This window comes from Eggerthella sp. BIOML-A1, from assembly GCF_009875595.1.
Lineage (GTDB): Bacteria > Actinomycetota > Coriobacteriia > Coriobacteriales > Eggerthellaceae > Eggerthella > Eggerthella lenta.
Window position 1 is genome coordinate 21,910 of record NZ_WWRZ01000003.1, and the last position, 12,882, is coordinate 34,791.

Sequence of the window (12,882 nt, forward strand, 5' to 3'; positions counted from 1 at the left end):
GCGCTCGGCGCACGACGCGTACTCGACGGCGCCGTGCGAGGCGCTGCATGGCGACCTGACGGACGATCGAGCATCGAGACACGGGCATGCGAACCGTCGACGGCAGCGGCAGACGATCGCCGCGAAGCGCCTGACGGACGCGCGTGCGCCGGCATGCGCACGCTTCCCCGCCCCTCGCCCGACTGACGGAAGGGCGATTCGAACGCGGGTATGGAATCGACCGAATGGATGGCAGGTCGCAATTCGGGCGCGACAGCAGAGGGGCGACGCGCACGTGTTTCGCGTTTCGCCTCGTCAAACGAGAGAATATAGGGCTGCGTTGCCAAGGAAAAGGGCTCCTCTGTGCATCGTGTTACGTGTCTGGTTTGTTTAATGCAGAAGCTGAATTCAGCATAGCATACAGACACCCGCCCTGCCACTGAGAGAGAGGCGGGCGGGCGCATCGTCAAGAACTTGTTGAATGCTTGCGTGACCGAGGAAAACGGCTGGCGAACGAGCAACGGAAAGAGGCTTAAAGATTCAGCTTGTTAATATAAGAACTCCATTTTTTGAACGACTCGTCGCTGATGGCATGCTCCATGAGGCAGGCCTCCTTCTCTGCCTGCTCTTCGGGGATGCCAAGCGCCTTCGTGAGGAACGTGAACAGCATATGATGACGGTCGAGCACCGACATGCCGTATGCGTACCCTTCCTCGGTGAGCGTGATATCGCCGTAATAGGGCTGGTCAGCAAGCCCCTTCTCCTTGAGCGAGCTGATGGCTTTGTTGACCGACGCTTTCGAGACGTCGAGCTTCGTCGCGATGTCGACCGACCTGACCGACACTTCCGTAGTGCCTCCCAGCATCACGATAGCCTCAAGGTAGTCCTCGTGCGACATGGACATTTTTTCCACGGAACCCTCCTTCTGTTCGTCGCTCCATGGTACCACAGGACGGATGCAACAGAAGAGAGCCGAACAACGGCGCAAAGAGCGTTCAAGGGGAGGAGCCGGCGAGGGAAAGGGGGGATCCCTCGCCGGCAGGCTGCGTGGTGGACGACCAGACGAGAGGAGAGTCTCCACCACCGTGTCAGCAAAAAGAGGAGGTGTCTGCGAGTTCGATTGTTCGTTCCCGCTGACATTTGTTAGTTTACGATAACTTGCACGGAGTCGCAATAGAAGTTTGCCATGGTTTACAATTCCTCCATATAGGAGATCTCGCACCTCGATCGCCCCTCGCCTGCGAACGACGAAACGGATGCCTCGCGTGAAGCATCCGTTTCGTGAATGTCCTATAGCGTCGCGCGAACGAGGCCTCTAGCGGTGCGATTCGGCTGCGGAGCGCTTCTGCATGTCGGCGACCATGCGATCGGCGGCGCCGCAGCCGGAGCAGCCTCCGCAGCCGCCGGCGCACCCGCCGTGCGCGCTATCGCCTTTGTGGCAGTCGCACATGCCGTTGCGCATCATGCGGCGAACCGCAAGGAACACGAGCGCCAGCACTACGAGCGCAACGACTACGGTGGACGGGGTGAATTCCAAACCAAGCATGTCAAATCCTCTCTTGCATCGTCGGCGCGATCGGAAGGCGGGCGGCGCCCCCTCCCAAGCGCGCCGCCCGCCTTCCGCGCCCACATGCGGAAGGCTCAAAGCTCGAGGCGGTTTCCCCGAGCCCTTGAGCCGTATCGATTACGCTACGTTGCCCTCGGCTTCGAGCTTGCCCGAAACCTTGTCTTTCTTCTTATCGAACGAGGGCATGGGACGGAATATCTGGAATAGCATGCCCGCCAGAACCGCGATGGCCACGCCGGTCCACAGGTTGAACGTGACCTCTCCCGTGATCAGACCGCCGAACTGATAGAACATGAGCCCCACGCACCAGGCGAACACGGTCATGTAGCCGATGGTGAACCAGGTCCACTTCGCGGTGCCCATCTCGCGCCAGATGGTGCCGATGGCGGCGAAGCACGGCGCGCACAGCAGGTTGAAAGCGCAGAAGGCGAGAATGGCCGGAACCGAGCCTGCGAACAAGGCGGCGAAGGCCGCCCACATGGCGGGATCGGTCTCGCCCGCATCGCCCAGGCTGGTCAGGATACCCACGGTGGCCACGACGTTCTCCTTCGCCACCAGGCCGGTGACGGACGTGACGGTAGCCTGCCAGTCGCCGAAGCCAAGCGGCGCGAACACCCAGCCGATCGCGTTGCCCAGACCCGCCATCAGACTGTACTGGATGTAGTTGTCCGCCTCGGTGTCGAGCAGGCCGAAACCCTCGCCCGCATCGCCGAAGTTCATGAGCAGCCAGATGACGATGGTGGACAGGAAGATGATGGTACCCGCTTTGACGAGGTAGCCCTTGATGCGATCCCACGTGGACATGAGAACCGACTTCGCCGTGGGCATATGGTAGGACGGAAGCTCCATGACGAACGGCGACGCAGGGCCGGCGAACAGCCTGGTCTTCTTCAGCATGATGCCCGAGACGATGATGGCGATGACGCCCAGGAAGTAGAACAGCGGGGCGATCCACCAGGTAGCCTCGGTGTTACCACCGGCGATGGCACCGAACACGAGCGCGATGATGGGCATCTTCGCTCCGCAGGGGATCATCGTCGTGGTCATGATGGTCATACGGCGGTCTTTCTCGTTCTCGATGGTCTTCGTGGCGGTCACGGCGGGCACGCCGCAACCGGACGCGACGAGCATCGGGATGAAGCTCTTGCCGGACAGGCCGAAGCGGCGGAAGACGCGGTCCATAATGAACGCGACGCGCGCCAGGTAGCCGCACCCTTCGAGCAGCGCCAACAGCAAGAACAGGATGACCATCTGCGGAACGAAGCCGATGACGGCGCCGACGCCTGCGACGATGCCGTTCATCACGAGGCTTTGCAGCCACGGGGCGACGTCCGCCGCCTCGAGCGCGTTTCCGATGACGGCTCCCAAGCCAGGAATCCACAGGCCCCACGAACCGTCGGACGCGTCGGGCTTCTCCTCGGCCAGCAGCGCCAGCTCTTCCTCGCTCGCGCCGGCCTCCTCGGCGGCGGCCACGGACTCCTCCCATGCGCCCACGGCCTCTTCGTAGGCCGCACCGCCCGTGTACAGGAAGCCGTCGCCGGAGATGCCGTCGTTGGCCCAGTCGGTGACCACGCCCGTGCCCACGGAGATGGCCAGGTAGTACACGAGCGCCATGACGACCACGAAGATGGGCAGGCCCAGCCAGCGGTTCGTCACCACGCGGTCGATCTTCTGCGTGGTGGTCATGCCCTTGCGCGAGCGCTTCATCGTCTCGTCGACGACGTGGGTGATGGCATTGTAGCGTTCGGACGTGACGATGCTCTCGACATCGTCGTCGAGCTTGTCCTCCACCTCTTCGCGGATGGTCTCGACCGCTTTAAGCTCGGCATCGCCGAGCCGCATGGCGGCGATGGTGCGCTCCTCGCCCTCGAACAGCTTGATGGCGAACCAGCGCGCGGTTGCAGGAGATACGCGGTTGCCCAGGATGCCTTCTATTTTCGCAATAGCCTCCTCCACCTGCGCGTCAAAGGGCATCTGGGGCTCGGCGGGCTTGCCGGCCCGCGCGGCCTTGAGGGCGGTCTCCATGAGCTCGGCCATGCCGTGCCCTCTGAGCGCCGTCGTCTCCACGACGGGACAGCCCAACCGCTTCGAGAGGCCGTCCACGTCGATCTTGTCACCGCTTTTCTTCACGAGATCCATCATGTTGAGCGCCACCACGACCGGCACCCCCAGGTCGAGGATCTGCGTGGTCAGGTACAGGTTGCGCTCAAGGTTCGTCGCGTCCACCAGGTTCACGACGACGTCGGGGCCGCCGTCCAGCAGGTAGTCGCGCGTCACGATCTCCTCAGGGGAGTACGGCGACAGCGAGTACACGCCCGGCAAGTCCGTGATGATCACGTTCTTGTCGCGCGTGTACTTCCCTTCCTTCTTCTCGACGGTCACGCCCGGCCAGTTGCCAACGTATTGGCTGGCACCGGTCAGGTCGTTGAACATCGTCGTCTTGCCGCAGTTCGGGTTGCCGGCAAGCGCTATGCGAATTCCCATGTTCAGCCTTTCCATCTGCTTCGAAGCCCGCGCGAGGGTCTGACATCCCCCGCCGGCTCACTCTTAAGTTAGCTGTTACTAACTTAGTCCCAAAAAAGAAGCGCTCTCGCGCCAAAACTGCCGCCGGTCCATCAAGGTCAGCGAGGGTTTTTGTGGTGCTCCAGATTGGCGTGATGGTTTGGGCGAAGCGTGCTTTTGCACGTGAGCCCAAGCAAGCGCGACAAGATGGAGTGCCACAAAAAGCCGCAGTGTCGACCCGTTTCGCTGGCCGTCAGGCCAGCGAAACCACGATGCTTTCCGCCTCGCTCTTGCGCAGCGACAACTCGTATCCGCGTACGGTGACCTCGATCGGGTCGCCCAGCGGCGCGACTTTGCGGACGAACACGCTGGTTCCCTTGGTGATGCCCATGTCCATGATGTGGCGCTTGATCGCGCCTTCGCCGTTGAGGCGGCGGACGGTGGCGGTGTCGCCGATGGCCACGTCGCGCAGCGTTCGTTCTCGAGCTTCTGCCATATGCCCTGGTTCCTTTCTTCTTTGCCTGGTCGCCTTGGTTTCTGCGGTTTCGCCAACCGGACGGGTTTCGACGGACTCGATGTTTCGCGTGAAACATCTGCACTATCAGAACGAATGTTTCACGTGAAACATTCGCGGGCGCCCGATGCCTAAGCAGCGGCGCTCGTGATGATGCGCGCCGCCACCTGGCGGTTGAGCGCCACCTGCGTGCCCTTGACCTCGACGATGAGGTCGCCGGCAGCCTCGGAGACCACCTTCACCTGGGCGCCCTCGACGAATCCGAGGGTTTCCAGATGATGGTGCAGCTCTCCGCGTCCGCGCACCTTTGCGATAGTGCCCGTCTCGCCGCCCTTCAAAAACGAAAGCGGCATCTGCTGGCAGGCGATGCCCGACGCGGCGCCCGTGCCCGTCCTACCGGCCGTTCCCTGCATGCTCGCAACCGTTGCGTTGTCCATGGCAGCTCCCATCAAGTTAGCTTCGTGTAACAAATGCATGATAGAGCAAGCGCCCGAAAAATGGAAGCCCTGGTTAACTTTTTTCCGCAAAGCCGTTGACGAGACGTCGCACGGAGCGCGGCGGCAAGCGCCGAACGACCCGAGAAGCGACGAGCGCCCGACCTTTCCGCTGCCTGAATATGTCGAGCGAAGCGGGCTTTCGTCGCCTCAGTCGCTCTTGAGGGTCATGGCGTTGACGGCGACGATGACCGTGGACTGGCTCATGAGGACCGCGCCTGCGGCAGGACTGAGCAGGATACCCACCGGAGCAAGCACGCCGGCGGCAAGCGGGATGGCCACGATGTTGTAGCCGGCGCCCCACCACAGGTTCTGCTTGATCTTGCGCGTGGTGTTCGTGCCGAGGTCGAGCAGGCGCACGATGTCCTCGGGATCGCTTTTCACGAGCACGACGTCGGCGGAGTCGATGGCGACATCGGTGCCCGCGCCGATGGCCACGCCCACGTCGGCGCGGGCCAGCGCGGGAGCGTCGTTGATGCCGTCTCCCACCATCATCACCACATCGCCCGCATCGCGGCGCTGCTGCACGAGCTTCACCTTGTCCTGTGGAAGCAGGCCGGCGCGGAACTCGTCGATGCCGAGCGTGCGCGCCACCGAGCGGGCCGCCGCCTCGTTGTCGCCCGTCAGCATGACCGCAACGACGCCGCGCGCCTTGAGCTCTCGCACCGCCTGGCGCGCGGTGGGCTTGATCTGGTCGCCCTGGGCCGCGACGCCGCACACCTCGCCGTCGACGACGAGGTAGCTGACGGTGAGCCCCCGACCCGCAAGCTCGTCGAATGCGGCGCGCTCGTAGGGGATGCCCTGCTCGTCCAGGTAGCGAGCGTTCGCGATGAGGGCATGCGAGCCGTCGTCGAGCGTTCCCTTCACGCCGACGCCGGCCACGGCCTGCACGTCGCGCACGTCAACGGGCCGCACGCCGCGCTCGCGCGCTTCCGCCACGATGCTGGCGGCCAGGGGGTGCGACGACGACTGCTCGAGGCCCGCCATGAGCGCGAGCACGCACTCGTCGGCATCGGATCCTGACGCGGAGCCCTCCCGCTTTCCTGCCGCGCGCACCTCGGCCACGCGGAAATCTCCCTCGGTGAGCGTGCCCGTCTTGTCCATCATCACCACGTTCACCCGCGGCGCCGTCTCGAGCGCGCGCCGGCGGCGCACGAGCAGGCCGTTGCGCGCGCCCAGCGAGGTCGAGCGCGCCGCCACGAGCGGGATGGCCAGGCCCAGCGCGTGCGGGCACGCGATGACGAACACGGTGACCATGCGCGTGACCGCATCGTCGACGCTCCGCGTGACGACGAGCCACGCGGCGAACGCGGCAAGACCCACGGCCACGGCTGCGTAGAACAGCCAGCGCGCAACCTTGTCGGACAGGACCTCGGCGTGCGATTTCTCCTGCTGCGCCTCCGAGACGAGCCGCATGACCTGGGCGAGGTAGCCCGACTGGCCGGTGCCGGTGACGCGCACGTACAGCGTGCCGTCGCCGTTCTGCGAACCGCCGAACACCATGTCGCCCGCCTCCGCCTCCACAGCGCGCGCCTCGCCGGTGACCAGCGCCTCGTTGACGGACGACGAGCCGTCTGTCACCTCGCCGTCGGCTGGCACCTTCTCCCCCGCCTCGACCATGACGGTCTGTCCCACCTGCACCTCGTCGAGCGGCACGTCGGCGTAGGAGCCGTCCTCCTGCAACACGTGGGCCTGCGCCGGCAGCAGCTCGGCCATTTCCTTGAGCGCGTCGCCCGCGCCCATGACGGCCCGCATCTCGATCCAATGGCCCAACAGCATGATGACGATGAGCGTGGCCAGCTCCCAGAAGAAGTCCATGCGCATGTCGTCCGCGTGCAGGACGGATCCCATGACGAACGCGTACATGCTGTAGACGTAGGCCGTGGTGATGCCGAGCGCCACGAGCGTCATCATGGCGGGCGCACGACGGCGCAACTCGTCCGCCGCGCCGCGCAGAAACGGCCAGCCGCCGTAGGCGAACAACACCGTGGCTAGCACGGCCACGAGCCAGTCCGAGCCGGGGAACGACAGCGTGATGGGCAGCGCGAGCCCCATCGGGGACGACAGCAGCAGAACGGGGATCGTCAGCACGAGGCTCACGAAGAAGCGCCGCTTGAGGTTCGCCCCGTGCATCATCATGCCGCCGGAGGAGGATCCTCGTCCTCTGTTCGCGGGCTCGCCCATTCACGCTCCTTGCTGTCCGTGTTCCGTTTAAAAACACGATGGTAGCGCGAAGGCGGCGATCGGGAAGAGACTGCGGGTTTCGTCGTAGAACGGTATCCGAGCGGCAGCCAAACAGACTTATCGGTTGACGTAAGATCAAACCTTAGAAGACGCTCACACCATAATCGTATTCGTCGGGCAACTGCTTCGACCAGAACACGCCAATAACGATCATCTGCGGATACTCATTTTGCAAGACTTCTTTACACGCTCTGAAATGCGCGCCCGTCGTAAGAACGTCATCCACTAAAAGGCAGACGTCGTAGTCGCAAAGCCGATACGCGCCATCCATCAGAATCAGGTTGTCCTGAATGACGCCCACGGATCGCGTTCCGCCAAAATGGGCAGAAACCATCGTATCCCCGAGATCGAACACCTCGTGATAATCGATTCCAGATTTTTCAGACGCCTTCTGTGCAACGCGTACGATTCGATCATCATAAGCGTCATCGGATCTACATTTCGATGTTGGCATAGGAACAAGAACCGGGCGCCTTCCCCTCCATGCAAATCGACCAAGCAGACGTGCAACATCGTCGCTGAACTTCTCGATCGCCTCTGTTTTGTAATGCCAATCGGGACAGCCCCTGCGCTCGAGTCTTTTCTTGAAATTGAAAATGAGCTGGTTCGCTTCCGACTTGTCCCAGCCCCCGCGTTGTCGATCCATGTAGAAATAGCATTGGTCGCGCCCGGTCAGGTTATGGGCTCCTCCATGAACCGCACGGTCTACACGCGACCATCCCGTCCCCATGTCAGATACCCAAGATACTCGTGATTTGATTTACGTCGTCGAGAACGTGCACTCCTTCGCAAGACAAGAACTTGCTCGGCCAGGTCACCTCTTCGTTCTCGGCGCACGAACGCATGATGAACAGGGGCCTTCCCTGATGAAGACATGCTTTTGCCTGCGTAAGAGTACCGCTCGTGTCCGAAGCCTCGACGATAACCGTCGCATCGGATATCGCCGCCATGAGTTCGTTTCTTTCAGGAAAGTAGTATCTTTTCGTCTTGAACGGCTGATTCGCATACCGGTAAAACGGAACCTGGCTCACGAGCAGATGCTCCCGCGAAATCGCATCTTGCAGCTGGATATTCTCCTTCGGATAATGCACGTCGACCGGGGTGCCGATAACCCCTATCGCCTTGCCACCGTGCTCGATAGCCGAACGCGTCGCAGCCGTGTCTATTCCCAAGGCAAGCCCCGTCGTGATCACCACGTTGCGTTCGACAAGCTGTTTCGCAAGAAGAGCGGCGCGGCGCTTACCGTCCGTGCTGGCTTTTCGGGCGCCCACGATAGAGATGTTCGGGGCTTCCATCAACCCGATATCGCCACGATAGTACAAAACAGGCGTCGGCCTTGCAGAGTCCTTCAGTTTATCCGGCCAGGAAGGGGTATTGTTGATTGCTACCGAAAACGAGCCGAGCTTTGTTTCTACGTACTGCTCGACTTCCGCGAGATCGTCTGGCGTAACCATGCCGAATCGCTCGTAGAAAACTTCGGAAGGAAGCTTCTGAGCAGCGACCGTCTCTTCCACGATTCTTTTCAACGACGCGCCTTTTCGTGAATAGAGAAACTCGTATGCGATCAGCTCGTTATAAGGCGAGATTGCCACCTGCCCAAACATATCTTCACTCAAGCCCACGGTGGCAACCCTCCTTTCACCGGCCAAAAACAACTATACTATGGTATCACAATATCGCGAACGTTTGTTCCTCAATATCGAATCATCGTTTCTGAAAAACCCATCCGAACGGTGTCCAGGTTTGTATGGTCGATAGCCGATTCTGCCGCCAGGACAATTCCCAGCATAGTATACTGAGACGCGATACCAGTTCGGCGGAACACGGATGAAAGTGCAGGACATGGCTCAAAACCTCTACTCCGACACGCGCGGGCAAAGCGAGCGCCCCGTCACCTTTACGGAAGCCGTCATCGATGGCCTGGCCGCGGGCGGCGGCTTGTACGTGCCCGAGCGCATCCCCGAGCTTTCCCTCGACGAGATCGGAGCGCTGGCCGAGCTGCCGTACGCCCAGCGCGCGGTGCGCATCTACCGGGCGTTCGACGTGGATCTGCCCGCCGAAACCGTCGAAGCGCTTATGGCCCAGGCTTACGGCGACAACTTCGACGACGAGCGCATCTGCCCCATCACGTCGCTTTCGGCCGACACCCACGTGCTGGAGCTATGGCACGGCCCCACGAGCGCGTTCAAGGACATGGCGCTGCAGTGCCTGCCGCGTTTCTTCTCCGCAAGCGCCGCCCAGCTGCGCGAGCAGGGCAAGCTCGACCACGACTTCCTCATCCTGGTAGCCACCTCGGGAGACACGGGCAAAGCCGCGCTCGAGGGCTTCCGCGACGTCGACGGCGTAAGCATCGGCGTGATGTACCCCGACGGCGGCGTGAGCGACATCCAGTTCAAGCAGATGGCCACGCAGCGCGGGCGCAACGTGCAGGTATGGGGCGTGCGCGGAAACTTCGACGACTGCCAGACGGGCGCGAAAAACGTGTTCGGCGACGAGGCCTTTGCGAAGAAGCTGCAGGACGAGCACCGCATCGCTCTTTCCAGCGCGAACTCCATCAACTGGGGGCGCCTCATGCCCCAGATCGTGTACTACGTGTCGGCCTACGCGCAGCTGGCGGCCGACGGCAAACTGAACCTGGGCGACGAGCTGGACGTATGCGTGCCCACGGGCAACTTCGGCAACATCCTGGCCGCCTACTACGCCAAGCGCATGGGCGTGCCGCTGGGCATGCTGTACTGCGCCAGCAACGAGAACCGCGTGCTCACCGACTTCATCAACACGGGCACCTACGACATATCCGAGCGCCCCTTCGTGCTGACGCCCTCGCCGTCCATGGACATCCTCGTTTCGTCGAACCTGGAGCGTCAGCTGTTCGAGCTCACGGGACGCGACGCCGCCGCCATAGCCGGCTGGATGGCCGACCTGCGCGAGCAGCGCCGCTTCCGCGTGGACGAAGAGACCTTCGGCCGCGTGCGGGAGCTGTTCGCGTCGGACTCCATCGACAACGCCACGTGCCTGGACACCATCAAGCGCGTGTTCGAGCAGCACGGCTACCTGCTGGACCCGCACACGGCCGTGGCCTACCAGACCGCCGAGAACCTTCGGGGCGAGAACCCCGTGCTCATCGCGAGCACGGCGCACTGGGCCAAGTTCGGCGACAACGTGTACCGCGCGCTGCACGGCATCGAGCCGGGCGCGTCGCTGCCCGACGACGTGGCCGCGCTGTCGGGCTGCAAGCTGAACGAGCTGATCGCGCGCGAGACGGGCGTCGACGACATCCCCCACGGCCTGGCTGAGCTGGACGCGCTTCCCATCCGCTTCGACGAGGTCATCGACGGCGGCACGAACGACATCGAGGCGGCGGCACTGCGTTTCCTCGAGCACCTGGACGACTGACGCGCATGCATGCGCAAGCAACAAGCAAAGGACGGAATCCCATGAGCGACCTTGCGAACCTGAAGCCGACGATCAGGCTTTCCATCATGAACCCGGATGCCGAAAGCGGCTCTCTGTTCGGCCGCGGCATCGCCAGCCTGTGCCTGGGCGTGCGCGAAACCGGCTCGCTCAACGCCGCTGCCAAGGGCATGGGCATGGCCTACAGCAAGGCCTGGCGCATCATCAAGGACACCGAGGCGGCGCTCGACTTGCAGCTGCTGAACCGCGACGGCGCTCACGGCAGCGACCTGACCGAAGCCGGCAACAAGCTTTTGGATACGTACCTCGCCATCGAAGAGAAGCTGCAGAAAGAAGCCGAGGAGCTGTTCGAAGCGGCGTTCAAGTAGCCCCCGTCCCTTTGTCTCATTCCCCTGTCTCATTCAGCGGTCGCGGTAGTAGCGGACGACCAGCTGGGTGCGATTCTTCAGATCGAGCTTCTGGAGGATGGCGCTGATGTGGTTGCGCACTGTGCCCTCGCTGAGGTACAGCCTTCCGGCGATCTCCTTGTTATCGAGACCCTCGGCCACCAGCTCCACGATGGCAGATTCGCGCTCGGTGAGGCCGCCGCTTATCTCGCCGCACGGCGCGCTCTCCGCGCATGCGGGCCCCCGGCTCATAAGGGCGTCCATGCGATCGAGCACCTCGCCGCCGAGCACGCTCTGGCCGGCCATGACCGTGCGCAAAGCCGGCGCGATGGTGGCCACTTCCTGCTTGATGAGGTAGCCCTTCGCCCCCAGGCGCAGGGCGCGCACGATATACTCGTCGTCGGAGAACGTGGTGAGGAACACGATGCGCGCGTGCTTGTGCGCGCCCAGGATGCGCTCGGCCGCGCCGAGGCCGTCGGCGCCCGGCATCTGGATGTCCATGAGCAGCACGTCGGGCCGTTCGCGCTCGAACAGCTCGACCGCCTCGTCGCCGTCGGCGCCGAGCGCGCACACCTCCACGTCGTCTTGCGCTTCGAGGATGGTCTGCAGCGACATCCGCACGAACGGGTCGTCGTCGACGATAAGCGTCCTGATCATGCCTTCTCCTTCGATGGTTCCTTCGGTATGGTGGCGAACACGCGGAAGCCCTTGCGGTAGCCGGTGCGGAGGCGCCCGCCCAGCGAACCCACGCGTTCCTCCATCGTCTGCAAGCCGATGCCGGCGTGCGCGGGCGCGGCATCCGCCGACGCGGAGCGCTCGCCATCGCGCGAGCCGTTGTCCTGCACGACGAGCTGGTAGAGCGCCGGGTACTCGATGACCGACACGTCCACGCGCGTGGCATCGCTGTGCTTCGCCACGTTCGACAGCGCCTCGCGCACGATGGACACCACGCCGTAGGCCACGGGCAGCGGCACGTCCTGCACGTCGTACACGAGGCGCACGCCGTCCAAGCCGCAGGCGCCGATGACGCCGTCCAGCCGCGCGCGCAGGTCGAACGCGTCGTCGTGCAGGTCGTGCACGCTCTTGCGCACGGTGTCCATGGCCTCGTGCAGCGTCGCGCCCACCGCTTCCAGCTCGCCGCGCACGCGCTCGTCGTCGGCGTGCACCACCTGGAGCGCCTCCACCTGCAGCACCGAGCGCGTGAGCAGATGGCCCACGTTGTCGTGTATCTCGCGGGCGATGCGGCTGCGCTCGGACAGGGTGGCCAGGCGCACCTCGTAATCCTGCGCGGCCATGAGCTCGCGGTTCTTGTTCGCCAGCGACAGCGACGCCTCCTGCTGCTCGTCGCGCAGGGCGCGGTAGCGTTCGCGCTCCTCGTCCGCGCGCTCCGTGCGCCACGCCATGAGGCAGGCCGCTGCGCACAGCACGGCCACGGGGACGAGCAGGACGTCCTGGGTGCGCAACGCGGCTGCCAGCGGCAGGATCCATGACAGCCGCACGAGCCAGAACCGCTCGCCGAACAGCACGTACGCGACGACCGGCAGCAACACGGAGAACTCCGGGACGAACAGCGCCGCCAGCTCGTACGCGCCCGCCGCCGCGAAGCGAAGCCGCGCGTGCGGGTACACGTCGAAGCAGCACGCTGTCACGATGGCGCACAAGAGCGCCGCGACATGCGCGCCGGAGAACGTCGCGAACGGCAGCAGCAGCAAGCACAGCGCGACGAGGATGATTTCGTCGATGACCCGATCCATGGCCATCAGTATAGCGGGCGGCGAGGCG

General features: G+C 63.5%; 12 protein-coding genes. 2 read left to right on the forward strand and 10 right to left on the reverse strand.

The window, feature by feature from the left end:
• Positions 1-511 precede the first annotated feature (511 nt).
• The 8 genes from GT590_RS03655 to GT590_RS03690 form a co-directional block, all read right to left on the reverse strand.
• Complete coding sequence (locus tag GT590_RS03655) at positions 512-892, reverse strand: metal-dependent transcriptional regulator (protein ID WP_021410162.1); 381 nt, start codon at positions 890-892, stop codon at positions 512-514.
• 402 nt (positions 893-1,294) lie between these two features.
• On the reverse strand, positions 1,295-1,525 hold the full coding sequence (locus GT590_RS03660; protein WP_021410175.1) for a hypothetical protein: 231 nt from the start codon (positions 1,523-1,525) through the stop codon (positions 1,295-1,297).
• A 138-nt stretch (positions 1,526-1,663) separates the two neighbouring features.
• Entirely contained in the window at positions 1,664-4,030 is a 2,367-nt protein-coding gene (locus GT590_RS03665; RefSeq protein WP_161170906.1) for a ferrous iron transporter B, read from the reverse strand.
• A 271-nt stretch (positions 4,031-4,301) separates the two neighbouring features.
• Entirely contained in the window at positions 4,302-4,544 is a 243-nt protein-coding gene (locus GT590_RS03670; protein WP_021410163.1) for a FeoA family protein, read from the reverse strand.
• Between the two features lie 149 nt (positions 4,545-4,693).
• Entirely contained in the window at positions 4,694-4,999 is a 306-nt protein-coding gene (locus GT590_RS03675) for a FeoA family protein (RefSeq protein ID WP_227791297.1), read from the reverse strand.
• Between the two features lie 207 nt (positions 5,000-5,206).
• Positions 5,207-7,240: a copper-translocating P-type ATPase gene (locus GT590_RS03680; RefSeq protein WP_161170907.1), complete on the reverse strand. Its 2,034-nt coding sequence runs from the start codon at positions 7,238-7,240 to the stop codon at positions 5,207-5,209.
• Positions 7,241-7,382: 142 nt separating this feature from the next.
• On the reverse strand, positions 7,383-7,946 hold the full coding sequence (locus GT590_RS03685; RefSeq protein WP_139912580.1) for a hypothetical protein: 564 nt from the start codon (positions 7,944-7,946) through the stop codon (positions 7,383-7,385).
• An 85-nt stretch (positions 7,947-8,031) separates the two neighbouring features.
• Positions 8,032-8,922: a DNA-processing protein DprA gene (locus GT590_RS03690; protein WP_202875968.1), complete on the reverse strand. Its 891-nt coding sequence runs from the start codon at positions 8,920-8,922 to the stop codon at positions 8,032-8,034.
• Between the two features lie 220 nt (positions 8,923-9,142).
• Between GT590_RS03690 and thrC the strand changes: the two genes are divergently transcribed.
• Together thrC and GT590_RS03700 are read left to right on the forward strand one after the other, a co-directional pair.
• Positions 9,143-10,696: a threonine synthase gene (gene thrC, locus GT590_RS03695; protein ID WP_227791295.1), complete on the forward strand. Its 1,554-nt coding sequence runs from the start codon at positions 9,143-9,145 to the stop codon at positions 10,694-10,696.
• A gap of 41 nt (positions 10,697-10,737) precedes the next feature.
• The gene (locus GT590_RS03700; RefSeq protein WP_009306177.1) at positions 10,738-11,082 is read left to right on the forward strand and encodes a winged helix-turn-helix domain-containing protein; all 345 of its coding nucleotides are present in this window, start codon (positions 10,738-10,740) and stop codon (positions 11,080-11,082) included.
• Between the two features lie 33 nt (positions 11,083-11,115).
• Here the strand turns inward: GT590_RS03700 and GT590_RS03705 are convergent, their stop codons facing one another.
• Positions 11,116-11,757: a response regulator transcription factor gene (locus GT590_RS03705; RefSeq protein ID WP_139912578.1), complete on the reverse strand. Its 642-nt coding sequence runs from the start codon at positions 11,755-11,757 to the stop codon at positions 11,116-11,118.
• A complete protein-coding gene (locus GT590_RS03710; RefSeq protein ID WP_227791294.1) occupies positions 11,754-12,854 on the reverse strand; it encodes a sensor histidine kinase in 1,101 nt (366 codons plus the stop codon). The genes GT590_RS03705 and GT590_RS03710 overlap by 4 nt, the downstream gene beginning before the upstream one ends.
• Positions 12,855-12,882 lie beyond the last annotated feature (28 nt).